Below are 18,971 nucleotides of genomic sequence, written 5' to 3'. Positions count from 1 at the left end.
TTATCGGGTGCTCCCCGATGGTCGGCATCGGCTCGGCCGTCGGGCGTGCGCCCAGGTCCGCGGCTCGCGGGCGGTCAGACCCCTGTGCGCGCGGGTCCCCGGCTCGCGGCGGTCATCCCGCTGTGCGCGGGTCCCCGGCTCGCGGGCGGTCAGACCGCGGCCAGCTCGCGGGGACGGGCGTCGGCGCCGTCGTCCCAGGCGAGCAGCTTGCGCAGGTGGACCGTGGTGCCGCGGCCCGGCGTGACGCCGAAGGAGATCTCGTCGACCACGGAGCGCATGATCAGCATGCCGCGGCCGTTCTCGGTGTCGGGAGGCGGGAACTGCGGCGGCATCGTCGGGACGCCCTCGCCGCTGTCGGCCACGCGCACGTCGCACTGGCCGGCGCCGATGGCGGCCGTGACTTCGTACCGATTGGCCGGCCCTCCGTGCCGGACCGCGTTGGAGCATGCCTCGGAGACGGCGAGCAGCATGTCGGCGATGCAGGTCTCACTCACGTTGAGTGAACGCATGGCATCGCCCAGCACCCGCCTGACCATCGGTATGCCGACCGCATCCCGAGGCAGTGCCAACGAGAACTCAATATCCACCGGACTCCTCCGGGCGCCGGAATGTCACCTGGAGTAGGTTTCCCTGAGAAAACGGGGCTAACCGCAAAATCACGTTGTTGTTATTTAGTGTTGGCAAGCCCGTGGCATTGTGGCACGTCGCAACCCGGCTTTAACCGCCCCAGGGGAAATCGGGGCGGCAAATGTGCCTTAGCCCTCGACCCGGACGCTGTAGTCCTCGATGACGGTGTTCGCCAGCAGCGTTTCCGCCATCTTGCGCACTTCCGCGAGCGCCGCCTCGTCGGCCGGGCCGTCGAGCTCGATCTCGAAGCGCTTGCCCTGCCGCACGGCGGAGACGCCGGAGAAGCCGAGCCGGGGCAGCGCCCTGGCGATGGCCTGGCCCTGCGGATCGAGGATCTCGGGCTTCAACATGACGTCCACGATGACGCGGGCCACTGCGTTCCTCCTGGGAGCGGTGGGTGGATGGGAAGCACAGCCTACCGGCGCGTGTGGTCGCCGATACAACGGGAACGGGGAGGACATGGGGCTTGCGCACAGGGCTGTGATGTCTGCCACGATGGCCCCAAAAGCGTATGAACCCCCACCTCAGGGTTCGTCGTTAGTAAGGCTGGCCTAAGGTGGCAACCCCATCGACATCCGGCCCCGACCAGCAGGAGTGGCGCATGACCATGGACGCCTCAAGCGGTGCAGGGGCACCTCCTGAGCTCGTTCAGCTGCTCACCCCCGAGGGAGAGCGAGTCGAGCATCCCGACTACGACATCGACCTGACTCCGGAGGAGATCCGGTCGCTCTATCGCGACCTGGTGCTCGTCCGGCGCGTCGACCTGGAAGCCGTGGCGCTGCAGCGCCAGGGCGAGCTGGGCATCTGGGCCTCGCTGCTGGGCCAGGAGGCCGCCCAGATCGGCTCCGGCCGCGCGCTGACCGACGCCGACATGGCCTTCCCCACCTACCGCGAGCACGGCGTGGCGTGGTGCCGCGACGTCGACCCGGTGAAGCTGCTGGGCCTGTTCAGGGGCGTCAACCACGGAGGCTGGGACCCCAAGGAGCACAACTTCCACCTCTACACGATCGTGATCGGCAGCCAGACGCTCCACGCGGTCGGCTACGCGATGGGCATCCAGCGCGACGACGCCAGCGCCGCCACGATCGTCTACTTCGGCGACGGCGCCACCTCCCAGGGTGACGTCAACGAGTCGTTCATCTGGGCCAGCGTGTTCAACGCGCCCATCGTGTTCTTCTGCCAGAACAACCAGTGGGCCATCTCCGAGCCGCTGGAGAAGCAGACCCGCATCCCGCTCTACCGCCGCGCCTCCGGGTTCGGGTTCCCCGGGATCAGGGTCGACGGCAACGACGTCTTCGCCTGCCTCGCGGTGACGCGCAAGGCGCTCGAAGCGGCCCGTACGGGGCAGGGGCCGACGCTCATCGAGGCGTACACGTACCGGATGGGCGCCCACACCACCACCGACGACCCCACGCGCTACCGCGTGGCCAGCGAGCTGGAGGCGTGGAAGCTCAAGGACCCGATCGAGCGGGTCAAGGCCTACCTGTTCCGCAACGAGCAGGCCGACCAGGCGTTCTTCGACGCCATCGACGCCGAGGCCGATCAGCTCGGCGCCGACCTGCGCCGGCGCTGCCTGGCCATGCCCGACCCCGAGCCGCTCGACATCTTCGACCACGTCTACCGCGAACCCCACCCCCTGATCGACCGGGAGCGCGCCGAGTTCGCCGCTTACTTGGAGGGGTTCGAGAAGTGACCATCCTGAGTCTGTCCAAGGCCCTGAACGAGGGCATGCGCAAGGCCATGGAGGACGACCCGAAGGTCCTCATCATGGGCGAGGACGTCGGCAAGCTGGGCGGCGTGTTCCGGGTCACCGACGGTCTGCAGAAGGACTTCGGCGAGGACCGCGTCATCGACACGCCGCTGGCCGAGTCGGGCATCATCGGCACCGCGATCGGGCTGGCGCTGCGCGGATACCGGCCGGTGTGCGAGATCCAGTTCGACGGGTTCGTGTTCCCGGCCGCCGACCAGATCATCACGCAGCTCGCCAAGATGCCGATGCGCTCGCTGGGCGCGATCAAGCTGCCGGTCGTCGTACGCATTCCCTGCGGCGGCGGCATCGGCGCGGTCGAGCACCACAGCGAGTCGCCCGAGGCGTACTTCACCCACACCGCCGGCCTGCGCGTCGTCGCCTGCTCCAACCCGGCCGACGCCTACACCATGATCCAGCAGGCCATCCGCAGCGACGACCCGGTGCTCTTCTTCGAGCCCAAGCGCCGCTACTGGGAGAAGGCCGACGTCGACACCACCGCCACCGACTGGTGGCCGCCGCTGCACGCGGCCAAGGTCGTGCGGCCCGGCGCCGACGCCACGCTGCTGGCCTACGGGCCCATGGTCAAGACCTGCCTGGAGGCGGCCACGGCGGCCGAGGACGACGGGCGCTCGCTGGAGGTCATCGACCTGCGCTCGCTCAACCCGCTCGACGAGCCGGTGGTGATGGAGTCCGCCCGCCGTACGGGCCGGGTCGTCGTCGTCCACGAGGCGCCCGTCAACAGCGGCTTCGGCGCCGAGCTGGCCGCCCGGATCACCGAGCAGTGCTTCTACCACCTGGAGTCGCCCGTCCTGCGGGCCGGCGGCTTCTCCACCCCCTACCCTCCGTCCAAGCTGGAAGAGCACTACCTGCCCGACCTGGACCGGGTGCTCGACGCCGTCGACCGGGCCTTCGGCTACTGAGGAGGCAGGCGCACATGCGACGCGAGTTCAAGCTTCCCGACGTCGGCGAGGGGCTGACGGAGGCCGAGATCGTCCGCTGGCACGTCAAGCCGGGCGACCCGGTCAAGGTCAACCAGATCGTCGTGGAGATCGAGACGGCCAAGTCGATCGTCGAGCTGCCGATCCCGTGGGACGGGGTGGTGGCGGGCCTGATGGCCGACGAGGGCGACACGGTGGACGTGGGCATCGCCATCATCGCCATCGACACCACCGAGCCCGGCGCCCCCGGCGCCGGCGCCCCCGCCCAGCCCGGCGCGACCGGCTCGGGGGACGGCTCAGGGGTGGGCGTCACCTCGGGCCAGGGGGCCACCTCCGGCCCCGACGCCGCCTCAGGCGCGGCGGGGAAGCCCGAGGCGCTGGCCGAGGACCTGGTGCCGAACCCGCCGGCGGAGGGCGCGGTGGAGCCCGGCGCGCACGGCAGCCCGGCCCCCAAGGAGGAGCGCCAGGCGGTCCTGGTCGGCTACGGCGTGAAGACCGGCGCCACCAAGCGCCGCCCCCGCAAGCAGCCCTCGACCGGCATTCCGGCCAACCCGGTCGCCAACCCCTCCCGCGTGGAGGTGGACGGCCCCCCGACCCTGCCACCCCCTCCTGGCGCGCCACCAGCCACGGCCCCGCCCGCTGCGGGCGCGACACGGGCCACCGCACCGCCCGCCGGGGGAGCGGCCACGCCCGCCGCGCCGCCGGCGGCCCCGGCGGCGGTGACGCCCGCGCGGGTGGCCGTGCTGGCCAAGCCTCCCGTGCGCAAGCTCGCCAAGGACCTGGGCGTGGACCTGGCGTCGATCAACGGCACGGGCCCCCAGGGCTCGATCACCCGCGACGACGTGCACGCGGCGGCCTCAGTACCGGAAGCGGCACCGGAAGCGGCAGCGGAACCGGCGCCGGCCGGGCAGCCGCAGCGCCCGCAGGCCCCGGCGCGGCGCGAGGAGCGCGTCCCCGTCAAGGGCGTGCGCAAGATGACCGCCCAGGCCATGGTCACGAGCGCCTTCACGGCCCCGCACGTCACCGAGTTCCTCCAGGTGGACATGACGGGCACGATGGAGGCGGTGCGCCGCCTGCGCACGCTCGCGGAGTTCGCCGAGGTCAAGGTCTCGCCGCTGCTCCTGGTGGCCAAGGCCGTCCTGACGGCGGTCCGGCGGCACCCGATGATCAACTCCGCGTGGGACGAGGAGTCCCAGGAAATCGTGGTCAAGCACTACGTGAACCTCGGAATCGCCGCCGCGACCCCGCGCGGCCTCCTGGTGCCCAACATCAAGGACGCCCAGGACCTGTCGCTCCCCGAGCTGGCCGGCCGGCTGGCCGGGCTCACGGAGACGGCCCGGTCGGGGCGTACCCAACCGGCCGAGATGTCCGGCGGCACCATCACCATCACCAACGTCGGCGTGTTCGGCGTGGACGGCGGCACCCCGATCCTCAACCCCGGCGAGGCCGCGATCCTCGCCATCGGCCAGATCAGGGACATGCCGTGGGTGGTGGACGGCGAGCTGGCGGTGCGCAAGGTGGCGACCCTGTCGCTCTCCTTCGACCACCGGATCATCGACGGCGAGCTGGGCTCCCTGTTCCTGCGCGACGTGGGCGCGATGCTGGAGGACCCCCTCCGCATGCTCGCCTGGGGCTGACCCGGCCGGCCCGCCGCCCGCGGGCCGCCTGCGGGTGGTGTGTGGTCGCGTGGGGCCGCCCGCGGGCCCACGGCGCATGAAGTACGGCGATCGCCGGGAGGACCCCTCCCCCGGCGATCGCCGTACGGCGCGACGCCCGCACCCACTGACCTCAGAGCGCCGAGGCCGCGCTCAGATACATGGCTAAAGTGACTCGCATGATTCGCCACATCGTGCTGTTCACCTGGACCGAGGACGCGACCGCCGAGCAGCAGGCCGCGGTCACCTCCGAGCTGCGCAAACTCCCGGGCCTCATCCCGCAGCTGCGCTCCTACACCGTGGGCCCCGACGCGGGCATCACCCAGGGCAACCACGACTACGCGGTGGTGGCGGACTTCGACTCGGTGGACGACTTCGCGCTCTACCGCGACCACCCCGACCACCAGGCCGTGATCGCCCAGCACATCAAGCCCATCCTGGCGACCCGCGCCGCCGTGCAGCTCAGTCTCTGACGGGCTGCTCCCGGCCCTACAGCTCGGGCGGGTTGTTCTCGCGGTGCATCAGCCGGTGGTCGGAGGTCTGCCCGCGCCGCGGGGCCAGCACGATGGCCAGCACCACCCCCACGCCGCCGACGATCATGAAGATCAGGCCGATCACGTCCATGTGCACGCTGTCGCCGAACACGTCGGGCTCGATCGCGAACCTCAGAATGGCGCCAAGCGTGAGGAAGAAGATGCTTACCCCGACACCCATGACGACCTCCAGGCAAACGGCGAGTACAGCCACGGTCATACCCGGCTGACGCCGATCACACCCGTCGCATCTCGCGCGGACCGCCGCCGTACCGCAAGGGGCCGGACGCCGAACGGCGGGGCGCCCGCATCGGAAAGGTGCGGACGCCCCGCCGTGGGCGGCGGAAAGGCGGCGGAGAGGCCCCAGCCGTCAGAGCGGGCCTCTCCCGGCGGCTCCAGCCGTCAGAACGCCTCTTCCGGCAGCTCCATGAGCTCCAGCCCGGTCGATTCGAGCGCGCGCCGCTCGGCGGCCAGCCGGGGCAGCACGTTCTTGGCGAAGAACGACGCCGCCGCGACCTTGCCCTGGTAGAACGGGTCCTCCTGGGTGGCCAGCTTGGCCAGCGCCACCTCGGCCTGGCGCTGCAGCAGCCAGGCGATGACCAGGTCGCCCAGCGCGAGCAGGAAGCGGGTGGTGTTGAGCCCGACCTTGTAGACCTCGGAGGGCGACTCCAGCGAGCCCAGCGCCCAGCCCGCCATGGTGTCGCCCATGGCCTTGACCTCGGCGGCGGCCTCGACGAGCAGCTTGCGCTCCTCCTTGAGCCGGCCGTTGCCCGCCTCGGACCCGGCGAACTCGTTGATCTCGGCCAGCAGCGCGCCGATCGCCGCGCCCTGGTTGCGCAGGATCTTCCGGAAGAACAGGTCCTGGCCCTGGATGGCGGTGGTGCCCTCGTACAGGGAGTCGATCTTGGCGTCCCTGATGTACTGCTCGATCGGGTAGTCCTGGAGGTAGCCGGAGCCGCCCAGGGTCTGCAGCGAGCGCGACAGCAGCTCGTACGACCGCTCCGACCCGACGCCCTTGACGACGGGCAGCAGCAGGTCGTTCATGGCCTGGGCGTGCCGGTCGTCGGGGTTGATGAGCAGCGTGTCCTGGAAGGTGGCCGTGTAGAGCACCAGGGCGCGCATGCCCTCGACGTACGCCTTCTGCAGCATCAGCTCGCGCCGCACGTCGGGGTGGTGGGTGATGGTCACCCGGGGCGCGCTCTTGTCGGCCATCTTGGCCAGGTCGGCGCCCTGGAAGCGCGACTTGGCGTACTCGAGGGCGTTGAGGTAGCCGGTGGAGAGCGTGGCGATGGCCTTGGTGCCGACCATCATGCGGGCGTGCTCGATCACCATGAACATCTGCTTGATGCCCTCGTGCACGTCGCCGATCAGCCAGCCGATCGCGGGGTGCTTGTCGCCGAAGGTCAGCTCGCAGGTCGTGGAGACCTTCAGGCCCATCTTCTTCTCGACGTTGGTGACGTAGACGCCGTTGCGCTCGCCGAGCTCGCCGGTCTCCAGGTTCACGTGGTACTTCGGCACCAGGAACATCGACAGCCCCTTGGTGCCGGGGCCGTGGCCCTCGGGGCGGGCCAGCACCAGGTGGAAGATGTTCTCCGTCATGTCCTGCTCGGCGCTGGTGATGAAGCGCTTGACGCCCTCGATGTGCCAGCTGCCGTCGGGCTGGCGCACGGCCTTCGTCCGCCCGGCGCCCACGTCGGAGCCGGCGTCCGGCTCGGTGAGCACCATGGTGGCGCCCCAGTTGCGCTCGATGGCCAGCTCGGCGAAGCGCTTCTGCTCGGGGGTGCCCAGCTTCCACATGGTGTAGGCGAAGTTGGGGCCGGCCGCGTACATGTAGAGCGCGGGGTTCGCGCCGAGCACCATCTCGGCCGTGGCCCAGGCCAGGCTGCGCGGGATGCCGGGGCCGCCCAGCTCGACGGGCAGGTCCTGGTGCGCCCAGCCGCCCTCGATCAGCGCCTTGTACGACTTCTTGAACCCGTCGGGCAGGGTCACGGAGGAGGTGGCCGCGTCGAACGCCGGCGGGTTCCTGTCGCCCTCCTCGAAGGAGTCGGCGAGCACGCCGGTCGCCAGCCGGTGCATCTCGTCGAGGAGAGTGCGCGCGACGTCCTCGTCCAGATCGGCGAAGGGCCCGGTGCCGAGGATCTCGCGTCTCCCGAAGACCTCGAAGAGGTTGAATTCCAGGTCACGCACGTTGCTCTTGTAGTGGCCCATGGGCGTCGATCTCCTTGAACCGAGGATTTCTCTACTGGCGAGTAACCTTACTCTGAAATGCTACCCGCGGGTAACCCCGGCTATGCATGGCATGCTCGTCTCCATGGACGCCGAAGAACTCGCCGCCAGGTGGCGGGAGCGACTGGAATCCTGGGCGATTCCGGACGAGATCCTGGCCAAGGCCCCCGCGGATCCGTGGAGTCATTCGCCCGAGCGGTTCGGCACCCGTACTGACAGGGCGCTGGCCGAGCCCGACGACGGCCCGACCATGACGCGACTGTCGGAGGCGCTGCCCGACAAGGGCACGCTGCTCGACGTGGGCTCGGGGCCGGGGGCCTCCTCCCTGCCGCTGCACGGGCGCATCGGCCACCTCTACGCGGTCGACACCTCCGCCTCCATGCTCGAAGGGCTGACCGCCCGGGCCGACAAGCTCGGCGTGCCGGTCACGACCGTCGAGGGCCGCTGGCCCGACGTGGCCGACCGGGTGCCGGTGGCCGACGCGGCCGTGGCGGCGCACGTCGTCTACAACGTGCCCGACCTGGCCGGCTTCCTGACCGCGCTCGACGCCCGCACGCAGGGGCGGGTGGTGATCGAGCTGCCGCACCGCCATCCCATGAGCTGGATGACGCCGCTGTGGCAGCACTTCCACGGCGTCGACCGGCCGGTGCGGCCCATCGCGGAGGACTGCGTGGCGCTGGCGGCGGCGCTCGGCTTCGCCGTGCGGGTGGAGGAGAGAGAGTCCCCGCTGGAACGTTTCACGTCGCTGGAGGAGCTGGCCGCCAGCGTGTGCCGCCGGGTCTGCCTCGACCCCGCGCGGGCGGAGGAGGTGGCGGCGACGGTGGTGGAGCTGGGCATGTGGCCGATGCCGCGCGACCGCTGGGTCACGATCTGGTGGGAATGATCCCGCGACCCGCCACGTTCTTGCCGATGAGCCCCTGAGGCTCCCGGACGAGACGCGCCGTACCCGGAACGCCAAGACGACGCATCCCAGTCAGTCTCGTCTCCGGAGGAGTCATCATGGCGTGGATCGTTCTCGTGCTGGCCGGCGTCTTCGAGGTCGCCATGGCCCTGTCACTCAAGCTCAGCAACGGCTTCACCAACCTGTGGTGGACGCTGTCGTTCCTGGTCACGGCCGTGCTGAGCTTCGGGATGCTCTCCTACGCGCTCAAGTCGCTGGAGGTCGGCACCGCCTACGCCGTCTGGACCGGCGTGGGCGCGGCGGGCACCGCGATCCTCGGCATGATCGCCATGGGCGACCAGGTGTCGCTGCCGCGGCTGCTGTCCATCGCGCTGATCCTGGCCGGCGTCATCGGGTTGCGAACACTTGCTTGACGTCTTTGGTGGTGTCGGGTTGGGTGATCTCGTGATTGAGATCCATGCCGTCACCATCGACGCAGCAGACCCGTACGAGATCGCGAGCTGGTGGAGCAGGGCCACCGGGCTGCCCCTGGGCGAAGGGGACGCCCCCGGGGACGACGAGGTGATGCTGCGGACCAAGCGGGACCCGTTCCTGCTGTTCATCCGCGTGCCCGAGGGCAAGACCGTCAAGAACCGGCTGCACCTCGACGTCAACGGGACCGAGGGCAGGACCCGTGACCAGGAGGTCGAGCGGCTGATCGAGCTGGGCGCGACCGTCTTCCAGGACCTTCGCAAGCCCGACGGCACCGGCTGGGTCACCATGCTCGACCCCGAGGGCAACGAGTTCTGCGTGTGCAGGAGTCCGGCGGAGCGGGGCGAGGCGTAGGCCCACCGGGCGGCTCACCGGGCGGATCACCGGGCGGATCACCGGGCGGCTCACCGGGCGGCTCACCGGGCGGCTCACCGGGCGGATCGCGCTCGTCCCTGCATCGTGAGCGTCAGCACGCCGGAGATCAGGTAGACGAGCGCGCCGTGCCACAGGGCGTCCCAGGCCGACCCGAACACCCCATTGCCGTCCAGCACGAGCTGCAGCGGGTAGTCCAGCACGGCCACGATGCCCGCGGGCAGCAGCGCGAACTTGAACGGGTGCCGGAGCGACCACAGGCGCGCCTGGCGGGTGACCCGGTCGCCCTCCTCCGGCTTGGACACCGCGCCGATCGCGGCGATCAGCGCGAACAGGCTGATGCCCAGGCCCAGCGCCCACACCAGGTCGCCCCCGCCGCTGAGCAGGCCCACCCCGTAGCTGAGGGAGGCCACGACGCCGCCGCCGATCGCGGCGCTCTTCCAAGGGGCGCCGCGCAGCGCGGCGCCCGACAGCGATACCTCGTCGCGTCGACTGATTTCGTTCATGACCTCATGCTGCCTCCGGCCGCCCCCCGGGGGCATCGGGGACGGACCCTGAGCCGTCCCTGACATGATTCGGACATGTCTGACATCGAAATCGTGCTGCTCCGGCCGGACGAGGGGGAACGGCTGCGCGAGGTGCGGCTGCGCGCGTTGCGGGACTCCCCGGACGCGTTCGGCTCCTCCTACGACCGCGAGATCGCGTTCCCGCCCGAGAAGTGGACCGAGCGGCTGAGCAACCCGGACGCGCGCTACTGGGCGGCCACCCGTGACGGCGCCGACGTGGGGATGGTCTGCGTGCTGCTGGAGGAGACCGGGGCCCACCTGCTGTCCATGTGGGTGGCGCCGGAGGCCAGGAAGGGCGGCGTGGCCTCCCGGCTGGTGGACGCGGCCGTGGAGTGGGCCAGGACCACCGGCGCGGAGGAGATCGGGCTCTGGCCCGTGGACCGCAACCACGCCGCCCGCGCCCTGTACGCGCGCAAGGGGTTCACGCCGAGCGGCAAGGTCATGGCGCTGCCGTCCAACCCGGCGCTGATGGAGTCGCACTACGTGCTCTCCCTGATCTTCCGTACGGCCCGCAGGGAGGACGTGCCGGCCATCGTGGCGATGCTGGCCGACGACCCGCTGGGCGCGCTGCGGGAGGGCGACCCGAACGACGAGCGCTACCTGGCGGCCTTCGAGCGCATCGACGCCGACCCCTACGACGAGCTGATCGTGGCCGAGCGGGACGGCAAGGTGGTGGGGACCATGCAGCTCACCTACCTGGCCGGGCTGTCGCGGCTGGGCGCCGAACGGTGCCAGATCGAGGCGGTCAGGGTCGCCGCCTCCACCCGCGGCCAGGGGCTCGGCCGCAAGATGATCGAATGGGCCGTCGACCGGGCGCGGGCGCGCGGCTGCGCGATGGTGCAGCTCACCTCCGACCGGACCCGTACGGACGCGCACCGCTTCTACGACGGCCTCGGCTTCACGGCCTCCCACGTCGGCTACAAGCTCAAACTGGACTGACCCGTCACACAGGGCTGATCTCGACCAGGTTGTCGTGGAACGCCGGCCCCATGCCCATGTCCCCGTCCCGCTCGGCCACGACGGCGTTCGGGTTGGCGCCGCCGGGGCTGAGCTTGGGCCAGCGGCCCTTCGGCGAGGCCACCACCCCGGCCGCGACCCGGTCGCTGATCTCCACGTCCGCCAGGAACTCCCCGCCGTCGTTGAACACCCGGACGCGCCGGCCGTCCTCCAGCCCGCGCGCCGCCGCGTCCGCCGGGTTCACCAGCACCGTCGGCTCCTTGGCGCGGCGGCGCAGCTCCGGGTTGTTGCCGAACGTCGTGTTCAGGAACAGGTGCGAGGCGGGGGTGACCAGCGTCAGCGGGTACGGCCCCCGCCCCGCCGCCGCGGCCGTGTGGGACGGCACGTACGCCTTGCCCGCCGGCGGGAAGCGCAGCCGCCCCGAGCGCGTCGGGAAGCCCTCGGCGAACGGCGTGAAAGGCCGCGGGTAGTTCATCCGCACCCAGCCCTCCTTGCGCAGCCTGTCCAGGGTGATGCCGTCGAGGGAGGGATGCCCGCTCGCCAGGAGCTGCTCGGCCAGCTCCAGGTCCGAGTCGTAGAGCGACGGCTCGGTCATGCCCATGTGCGCGGCCAGCCGGCGGAAGGTCTCCGTCGTGGACAGGCACTCGCCGGGCGGCTCGACGGCCTGCTCGTTCCACATCAGGTAGAGGTGGCCGTAGCCGGCGTGCAGGTCGTGGTGCTCGGTCTGCATGGTCGCGGGCAGCACGATGTCGGCGTAGTCCACGGTGTCGGTGGGGAAGTGCTCCATGACCACCGTGAACAGGTCCTCGCGCATGAGCCGCCGCCTGATGGCGCCGGAGTCGGGGGAGGAGCCGACGGGGTTGGCGGCGTACACCCACAGGCACTTCACCGACTCGTCGAGCTGGGAGGCCAGCTTGGTCATCACCAGCGTGCGCACCGGCTTGTCCAGCAGGTCGTCGCGCGTGTCGATGTCGAGGTGCACGTGGCCGCTGGTGGAGAAGGCGATGCCGCCGCCGGGGTGGCGCCAGTCGCCGGTGACGCCGGGGATGGCGGCGATCGTGCGCAGCGCGGTGCCGCCGCCGGCGTGCCGCTGCAGGCCGTGCGTGGCGCGCAGCGCGGTCGGGCGCGTGTGGGCCAGCCTCATCCCCAGCCTGTGGACGGCCTCGGCGGGAATCCCCGTGATCTCCGCCACCTTCCCGACCGGGTGGCGCAGGATCTCCTCGCGGAACTCCGCCCAGCCCTCGGTGTGCTCGGCCAGGAACTCCTCGTCCTGGGCGTTCTCCGCCAGCACCACGTTGAGCAGGCCGAGCGCGAGCGCGGCGTCCGTGCCGGGCCTGATCGCCAGGTGCTCGTCGGCCTGGTCGGCCGTCCTGGTGCGGATCGGGTCGATGGCCACGACGTGCGCGCCGTTCGCGCGGGCGTCCTGGATGAACTTCCACAGGTGGTGCCCGCTGGTCAGCGTGTTCGTGCCCCAGAGCAGGATCAGCTTGGACAGGGCGAAGTTCTCCGGGTCCATGCCGGCCGGGGTGCCGTTCGTGCGCCACAGGCCGCTGTTGCCGGCCGCCGAGCAGATGTTCAGCCAGTGCTTGGAGGCGCCCAGCACGTTCCAGAACCGGCGGCCCGCCACGCCCTCGCAGCCCTGCAGGTAGCCGAGCGTGCCGGTGCCCAGGTACGGCCAGATGGCCTGGCCGCCGTGCTCGGCGACGATGCCGCGCAGCCGTACGGAGATCTCGTCGAGCGCCTCTTCCCAGGTGATGCGCTCGAACTGCCCCGAGCCCTTCGGCCCGGTGCGGCGCAGCGGATAGAGGATGCGATCCTCCGCCCCGGTCTGCTCCAGATAGCGGTTGACCTTCACGCACAGCGCGCCCCTGGTGTAGGGCTGGTCGGGGTTGCCGCGCAGTTTGACGGCCGCGCCGTTCTCGACGGTCACCACCCAGGAACAGGTATCCGGGCAGTCCAGCGGGCATGCCCCCAAAACCCTCAATTCACCCGACATGGGACACAGCCTACGTCCCGGCCCGCCCCGATTCGGAGGTGAACAGTGGGAACTCCAGCGTGTAGCCTGCCCCTGCGACTACTGCGGGGACGATTGAGCACACTGGAACTCAGGGACGTATCGTCCGGCACGGGAAGGTGCGGAATCGCTGTCGGTGGCCGAGATCAGGGAACGAGATGACACGGAGGACCTCGCGGAGGGGGATCCAGCCGTGGCCGAGACACGCGCGGAGAGCGACGTCTACGTCGTCGAGCCGCTGCTGCCCCAGCGCCTGCGCCGCCCCTCCGACCTGCTGCGCTTCATGGCCACGATCATCGTGCTCGGCGCGGTCGTGCTGCTCGCCCTGGTCGCCAAGCAGACCCTCATCGGGCTGGAGGCCGACGTCCAGGACGGCACCGAGCTGGTGCCGCTGCTGCCCAGGATCGCCGCCTTCCTCGGCGGCGCGGCCGTGCTCATCGTGCCCGTGGCCTTCGCGGTCGAGCGCGTCTTCCACCGCGACGGGCTGCGCGTCGCCGAAGGGCTGATCGCCGCCATCGTCGGCATGGCCGGCTCGTTCCTGTTCGGGCAGTGGCTCGTCGCCGGCAACGCCGAGGACCTGCGCGTGCTGCTCACCGGCGACCGGCAGATCGAGCCGCTCAACACACTGCTCACCTCGGTCATCGCCTACGCCACCGCCGTCCGCATCAACCGCCGCCCCACCTGGCGGATGCTGATGTGGACCACGATCGCGCTCTACATCCTGGCCTTCTTCTCCGGCCGCCAGATCACCATCCCCAGCGCCATCGTCACCGTCCTGGTCGGCATGGCCATCGGCTACGCCACCCTGTACGGCGTCGGCAGCCCCAACACCCGCCCCCCGGGCAACGCCGTCGTCGCAGCCCTGCGGAAGCTGTCGTTCTCGCCGGTCTCCGCCCGCCGCGTCGAGGACGACCACCAGGGCAGCCGCCGCTACGCCATCGGCCTCAAAGACGGCACCAGCCTCGACGTCACCGTGCTCGACCGCGACAGGCAGGTGGCCGGCCTGCCGTACCGGCTGTGGCGGCGCATCAGGCTCAACTCCGAGACCAGGCGGCGCGCCATCCGCTCGCTGCGCGCCGAGCTCGAACGCGAGGCGCTCATGGCGTACGCCGCCCAGGCGGCCGGCGCCAGCACCCCGCGCCTGCTCGGCACCAGCGAGATCGGCACCGAGGCCGCGCTGCTCGCCTACGAGCACATCGAGACGCGCCCCCTCGACGAGGTCCCCGACGCGGAGATCGACGACGAGCTGCTCGCCCAGATCTGGGAGCAGGTCGAGCTGCTGCAGATCCAGCGCCTGGCGCACCGGCGGCTCACCGGCGACGGCATCCACCTCGACGGCGCCGGCCGCGTCGTGCTCACCGACCCCCGCAGCGGCGAGATCGCCGCCGGAGACCTGCTGCTCCGCCTCGACGTCGCCCAGCTCCTCACCTACCTGGCCCTGCGCGTCGGCCCCGAGCGCTCGGTCCGCGCCGCGGCCGCCGTGATGGGCCCCGACGCGCTGGCCGCCGCGATGCCGCTGCTCCAGCAGATCGCGCTGACCAGGGAGACCCGGTCGGCCGTGGCCAAGGCCAAGAACGTGCTGCCCGGCATCCGCGAGCACATCGTCGCGCTCAAACCGCAGAGCAAGATCGAAGAGGTCCGCCTCGAACGGTTCAGGCCGCGTACCCTCATCACGATCATCGCCAGCGCCATCGCCGCCTACATCGTGCTGTCCCAGCTCAGCCAGGTCGACGTCTACAAGGTGGTCACCACGGCCAACTGGGCCTGGTCGGGGCTGGCGCTGCTGGCGTCGTTCTGCAGCTTCGTGGCCGCCGCGCTCATGCTGCGCGGGTTCGTGCCCGAGCACCTGCCGCTCTGGCGCACGGTGCTGGTGCAGTTCGCGTCCTCGTTCGTCAAGCTCGTCGCGCCCGCCGCCGTGGGCGGCGTCGCGATCAACACGCGCTACCTGCAGAAACGCGGCATCCCCCCGGCCAGCGCGGTGGCCAGCGTGGGCGCCTCGCAGCTCATCATGCTGGTCTTCCACATCGCGCTGCTGGCCCTGTTCGCCTACATCACCGGCTCGACCACGTCCACCTCGTTCACCCCGTCACGAGGGCTCGTCCTGGTGCTGCTCGGGGTCGCGGTGCTGGTCGTGGCCGTGCTCGGCGTGCCGCCGCTGCGCCGGCTGATCACCTCACGCCTGCGCAAGCTCTTCTCGAACGTGCTGCCGCGCCTGCTCGACGTGCTCCAGTCGCCGCGCAAGATGGTCGAGGCGTGCCTCGGCACGCTCTCGATCACCATCACGTTCGTCATCTGCCTCGACGCCTGCGTGGCCGCGTTCGGCGGCACGCTCAGCTTCACCGCCGTCGCGGTCGTCTTCCTCACCGCCAACGCGATCGGCTCGGCCGCGCCCACCCCCGGAGGTCTGGGCGCGGTCGAGGTCGCGCTCGTGGGCGGCCTGACGGTCGCGGGCGTGCGGCCCGAGCTGGCCACCTCGGCGGTGCTGCTGTACCGGCTGCTCACGTTCTGGCTGCCGGTGCTGCCCGGCTGGGCCGCCTTCACGTACCTGCAGCGCCACGAGTACCTCTGACCCGGCGGCGTCTCACCGGGTGGTGATCTTGTCGATCGCCTCCAGCTCGTCCTCCGTGAAGGCCGGGCCGTCCACGCACGCCACGTTGTCCTCAAGCTGCCTGACGCTGCTCGCGCCGATCAGCACGCTGGTCACCCTCGGGTCGCGCAGCGTCCACGACAGCGCCATCTGGGCCAGCGTCTGCCCCCGGCTCCGCGCGATCTCGTTGAGGTCGCGCGCCAGCTCCCGGTCGATCTGGCCCTCGTTCAGGAACCGGCTCGTCGCCGCCCGCGAGTCGGCCGGCACCCCGTCCAGGTAACGGTCGGTCAGCAGGCCCTGCGCCAGCGGCGAGTAGACGATGCAGCCCATCCCCGCCTCCTCCAGCGCGTCCAGCAGCCCGTCCTCGATCCACCGGTTGATCATGGAGTAGGACGGCTGGTGGATGAGCAGCGGGGTGCCCAGCTCGCGCATGATCCGCGCGGCCTGGGCGGTCTGCTCGGCCGAGTAGTTGGAGATGCCCGCGTACAGCGCCTTGCCCGAGCGCACCGCCCTGTCCAGCGCGCCCATGGTCTCCTCCAGCGGCGTCTCCGGGTCGGGGCGGTGGCTGTAGAAGATGTCCACGTACTCCAGGCCCATGCGGCGCAACGACTGGTCGAGGCTGGCCAGCACGTACTTCCGCGAGCCCCACTCGCCGTACGGGCCGGGCCACATGTCATAGCCGGCCTTGGTCGAGATGATCAGCTCGTCCCGGTACGCCGCGAAGTCCTCGCGCAGGATCCGGCCGAAGTTCGCCTCCGCCGACCCGTACGGCACCCCGTAGTTGTTGGCCAGGTCGAAATGCGTCACGCCCAGGTCGAAGGCGCGGCGCAGGATCGCCCGCGAGTTCTCGATCGGCCGGTTGTCCCCGAAGTTGTGCCACAGCCCCAGCGAGACCGCGGGCAGCTTGAGCCCGCTGCGCCCGCTGCGGTTGTACGGCTGGCGCTCGTAGCGCCCTTCCTCGGCCCGATAGCTCATCGGCTGGTGCCCCTCTCGATGATCCAGGACAGCGCGAAGGCCTCTTCCCGCCACGCGTCGTATCGCCCGCTGCGGCCGCCGTGCCCCGCGCCCATCTCCGTCTTCAGCAGGAACGGCCCGCCGCTCGCCGTCGCGCGCAGCCGCGCGATCCACTTCGCCGGCTCGTGGTAGAGCACCCGCGTGTCGTTCAGGCTCGTGATCGCCAGGATCGGCGGGTACGGCCTGCCGTCCACGTTCTCGTACGGCGAGTAGCTCTTCATGTAGGCGTAGACGTCGGCGTTGTGCAGCGGGTCGCCCCACTCGTCCCATTCGATCACGGTCAGCGGGAGCGACGGGTCGAGGATCGTGTTCAGCGCGTCCACGAACGGCACCTCGGCCACGACGCCCGCGAACTCCTCCGGCGCCAGGTTCGCCGCCGCGCCCATCAGCAGCCCGCCCGCCGAGCCGCCCCTGGCGACGATCCGCTCGCTCCAGCCGGACGCCTTCAGGTGCCGGGCCACGGCCACGAAGTCGGTGAACGTGTTGCGCTTCCTGGTGAGCTTGCCCTCTTCGTACCAGCGGCGGCCCATCTCGCCGCCGCCCCGCACGTGCGCGACCGCGAAGACGAACCCCCGGTCGAGCAGCGACAGCCTCGGGACCGAGAAGCCGGGGTCGATGGAGGTCTCGTAGCTGCCGTAGCCGTACAGGACCGTCGGGGCCGGCTTGGCCGCGTCTTTCCGCTTGACGATGGAGACCGGGATCCGCGTGCCGTCCTCGGCCGTGGCCCACTCCCGGAACTGCTCGTAGTCGGCCGGGTCGTAGCCGCCGAGCACCGGGCGCCGCTTGAGCAGGATCAGCTCGTGGCTGTCGAGCTCGTAGTCGTACACGCTGGGCGGGGTGACCATGCTGGTGTAGGCCAGCCGCAGCCGCGTGGTGGTGAACTCAGGGTTGCCCGCGGGGCCGACGTCGTAGAGCGGCTCGGGGAAGTCGATCTCGTACGCGTTGCGCTCCGACGCCTCGACCCGCTCGCGCCAGCCGGCGCCGTCCGCGGCGTACGGCAGCACGCGCAGGCCGGTCAGCCCGTCGCGGCGGAAGTGCACCACGGCGTGGTCGGAGAACGCGTCGATGTCCAGCAGCCGGGTGTCCTCGCGGTGCGCGATCAGCGGGGTCCACGCGGCCGGGTCGTCGAGCGGAGCCGTGGCCAGCTCGAAGTTCTCGGCGTTCTCGTTGTGCAGCACGTAGAAGAAGTCGCCGGCGTGCTCGACGCTGTACTCGACGCCGGTCTTCCTGGGCCGCACGACGGTGAACTCGCCGGTGGGGTCGGAGGCGTCGAGCAGCCGCACCTCACTGGTGATCTTGCTGCCCGCGCCCAGCACCAGATACTTCTCGCTGCGGGTCAGCCCGATGCCGACCCAGTAACGCTCGTCGCTCTCCTCGTAGACGAGCGTGTCCTCCTGGGTGCCCAGGAGGTGCCGGTAGACCTGGTACGGCCGCCACGCGTCGTCCACCCGCGTGTAGAAGAACGCCGAGCCGTCGGCCGACCAGGCGCCGCCGTAGAAGATGTCGGTGATCTCGTCGGGCAGGAGCTCGCCGGTCTCGATGTTCTTGAACCTGAGCGTGAACCGCTCGTCGCCCTTGTAGTCGGTCGCGAAGGCCAGCATCGTGCCGTCGGGGGAGACGGAGCTGGTGCCGATCGAGAAGAACGGGCTGTCGCCGGCCAGCTCGTTGCCGTCGAGGATCACCTGCTCGTGGTCGAGCCGGACGCCCGGGGTGATCTCCGGGGGCGCGTCGCTGTCGGCGGGGACCCGGCAGGACAGGGCGTACTGCTTGCCCTCCTCGGTGCGGGAGAAGTACCACCACGCGCCCTTGCGGCTGGCCACCGACAGGTCGGTCTCCTGGGTGCGGCCCTTGATCTCCTGGAACACCTGCTCCTGGAGCTCGGCGAGATGAGCGGTCTGCTGTTTGAGAAAGTCGTTCTCCGCCTCCAGGTATGCGGTCGTGTCGGGATCTTCCTTGTTGCTCAGCCAGGCGTACTCGTCGATGACGACGTCGCCGTGATGAGTGCGCTCCGTGGGGACCTTCTTCGCCACTGGCGGCGTGTTGCTGCTCACGTGGGGAGTCTATGTTCGGTTGTGATCGTTCTGTTGCCGGAGAAGCCGGAGAACGGGTTCGAGAGGTCAGGAGCGCTGCTAATCTTTAGGGGCCGACGCGGTGCGGCACAACCCTCCTCCATCACTCCGGTGACTTTGGTGTGTTGTGTCGACAGATGTCGGTAATCCCCTGTGGCTCGCCGGTCCGGGAGATCGATTCGCAAGTCGGTCGATCGGCTGGTAAGTTAGAGGGGTTGTCTCCGAAAGGGGGCGGCGCTTAATTCCCGCAGGTCGAGCGAGTCCGGTCAATTTGACAGAGACTTGAACGGC

Annotated in this window: 17 protein-coding genes, 1 pseudogene and 1 riboswitch; of the genes and pseudogenes, 10 read left to right on the top strand and 8 right to left on the bottom strand. The window is 70.5% G+C overall.

The window, feature by feature from the left end:
- Positions 1–149 precede the first annotated feature (149 nt).
- A complete protein-coding gene (locus IO39_RS13555) occupies positions 150–536 on the bottom strand; it encodes an ATP-binding protein (protein WP_052422843.1) in 387 nt (128 codons plus the stop codon).
- 219 nt (positions 537–755) lie between these two features.
- Positions 756–1,001, bottom strand: a complete 246-nt coding sequence (gene purS, locus IO39_RS13550; protein WP_043621453.1) for a phosphoribosylformylglycinamidine synthase subunit PurS — start codon at positions 999–1,001, stop codon at positions 756–758.
- A 227-nt stretch (positions 1,002–1,228) separates the two neighbouring features.
- On the opposite strand from purS, the gene pdhA reads away from it, so the two are divergent.
- The 4 genes from pdhA to IO39_RS13530 all read left to right on the top strand — a co-directional run bounded on the left by pdhA (position 1,229) and on the right by IO39_RS13530 (position 5,443).
- Positions 1,229–2,320, top strand: coding sequence for a pyruvate dehydrogenase (acetyl-transferring) E1 component subunit alpha (pdhA, locus tag IO39_RS13545; protein WP_043621450.1), 1,092 nt, complete (start codon positions 1,229–1,231; stop codon positions 2,318–2,320).
- The gene (locus IO39_RS13540) at positions 2,317–3,297 is read left to right on the top strand and encodes an alpha-ketoacid dehydrogenase subunit beta (RefSeq protein ID WP_043621446.1); all 981 of its coding nucleotides are present in this window, start codon (positions 2,317–2,319) and stop codon (positions 3,295–3,297) included. Before pdhA ends, IO39_RS13540 begins: the two co-directional genes overlap by 4 nt.
- A gap of 14 nt (positions 3,298–3,311) precedes the next feature.
- The gene (locus tag IO39_RS13535; RefSeq protein WP_043621443.1) at positions 3,312–4,952 is read left to right on the top strand and encodes a dihydrolipoamide acetyltransferase family protein; all 1,641 of its coding nucleotides are present in this window, start codon (positions 3,312–3,314) and stop codon (positions 4,950–4,952) included.
- Between the two features lie 197 nt (positions 4,953–5,149).
- On the top strand, positions 5,150–5,443 hold the full coding sequence (locus tag IO39_RS13530) for a Dabb family protein (RefSeq protein ID WP_043621440.1): 294 nt from the start codon (positions 5,150–5,152) through the stop codon (positions 5,441–5,443).
- A 16-nt stretch (positions 5,444–5,459) separates the two neighbouring features.
- On the opposite strand, the gene IO39_RS13525 is transcribed toward IO39_RS13530, so the two are convergent.
- Both IO39_RS13525 and IO39_RS13520 read right to left on the bottom strand, forming a co-directional pair.
- Positions 5,460–5,684, bottom strand: coding sequence for a DUF6458 family protein (locus tag IO39_RS13525; protein ID WP_043621437.1), 225 nt, complete (start codon positions 5,682–5,684; stop codon positions 5,460–5,462).
- Positions 5,685–5,905: 221 nt separating this feature from the next.
- Positions 5,906–7,711, bottom strand: coding sequence for an acyl-CoA dehydrogenase (locus IO39_RS13520; protein WP_043621434.1), 1,806 nt, complete (start codon positions 7,709–7,711; stop codon positions 5,906–5,908).
- Between the two features lie 103 nt (positions 7,712–7,814).
- Here IO39_RS13520 and IO39_RS13515 point away from each other — a divergent pair, with 103 nt between their 5' ends.
- The 3 genes from IO39_RS13515 to IO39_RS13505 all read left to right on the top strand — a co-directional run bounded on the left by IO39_RS13515 (position 7,815) and on the right by IO39_RS13505 (position 9,455).
- Entirely contained in the window at positions 7,815–8,612 is a 798-nt protein-coding gene (locus tag IO39_RS13515; RefSeq protein WP_043621778.1) for a class I SAM-dependent methyltransferase, read from the top strand.
- Between the two features lie 25 nt (positions 8,613–8,637).
- Positions 8,638–8,698: riboswitch (guanidine-III (ykkC-III) riboswitch) on the top strand.
- Between the two features lie 30 nt (positions 8,699–8,728).
- A complete protein-coding gene (locus IO39_RS13510; protein ID WP_043621431.1) occupies positions 8,729–9,043 on the top strand; it encodes a DMT family transporter in 315 nt (104 codons plus the stop codon).
- Positions 9,044–9,074: 31 nt separating this feature from the next.
- Positions 9,075–9,455 (top strand): VOC family protein, encoded by a 381-nt coding sequence (locus IO39_RS13505; protein WP_043621428.1) that lies wholly within the window; start codon positions 9,075–9,077, stop codon positions 9,453–9,455.
- 74 nt (positions 9,456–9,529) lie between these two features.
- On the opposite strand, the gene IO39_RS54325 is transcribed toward IO39_RS13505, so the two are convergent.
- Positions 9,530–9,979 (bottom strand): hypothetical protein, encoded by a 450-nt coding sequence (locus tag IO39_RS54325; RefSeq protein WP_043621425.1) that lies wholly within the window; start codon positions 9,977–9,979, stop codon positions 9,530–9,532.
- A gap of 75 nt (positions 9,980–10,054) precedes the next feature.
- Here IO39_RS54325 and IO39_RS57655 point away from each other — a divergent pair.
- Positions 10,055–10,465: pseudogene (locus tag IO39_RS57655) on the top strand (GNAT family N-acetyltransferase); the annotation flags it as partial.
- Positions 10,466–10,507: 42 nt separating this feature from the next.
- Positions 10,508–10,978, top strand: coding sequence for a GNAT family N-acetyltransferase (locus IO39_RS57650; RefSeq protein WP_043621776.1), 471 nt, complete (start codon positions 10,508–10,510; stop codon positions 10,976–10,978).
- Positions 10,979–10,982: 4 nt separating this feature from the next.
- Here the strand turns inward: IO39_RS57650 and IO39_RS13490 are convergent, their stop codons facing one another.
- Positions 10,983–12,992, bottom strand: coding sequence for a molybdopterin-containing oxidoreductase family protein (locus IO39_RS13490; RefSeq protein WP_043621424.1), 2,010 nt, complete (start codon positions 12,990–12,992; stop codon positions 10,983–10,985).
- Positions 12,993–13,203: 211 nt separating this feature from the next.
- Here IO39_RS13490 and IO39_RS13485 point away from each other — a divergent pair, with 211 nt between their 5' ends.
- A complete protein-coding gene (locus tag IO39_RS13485; protein WP_043621773.1) occupies positions 13,204–15,579 on the top strand; it encodes a lysylphosphatidylglycerol synthase transmembrane domain-containing protein in 2,376 nt (791 codons plus the stop codon).
- A 12-nt stretch (positions 15,580–15,591) separates the two neighbouring features.
- Here IO39_RS13485 and mgrA read toward each other — a convergent pair whose 3' ends face one another.
- Complete coding sequence (gene mgrA, locus IO39_RS13480; RefSeq protein ID WP_043621422.1) at positions 15,592–16,572, bottom strand: L-glyceraldehyde 3-phosphate reductase; 981 nt, start codon at positions 16,570–16,572, stop codon at positions 15,592–15,594.
- Complete coding sequence (locus IO39_RS13475; RefSeq protein ID WP_043621419.1) at positions 16,569–18,662, bottom strand: S9 family peptidase; 2,094 nt, start codon at positions 18,660–18,662, stop codon at positions 16,569–16,571. Before IO39_RS13475 ends, mgrA begins: the two co-directional genes overlap by 4 nt.
- Positions 18,663–18,971: the final 309 nt, after the last annotated feature.

Source organism: Nonomuraea candida, assembly GCF_000725485.1.
GTDB lineage: Bacteria > Actinomycetota > Actinomycetes > Streptosporangiales > Streptosporangiaceae > Nonomuraea > Nonomuraea candida.
Note: the sequence above shows the minus strand (reverse complement) of the source record. Positions and strands in the feature narration are given on the sequence as shown.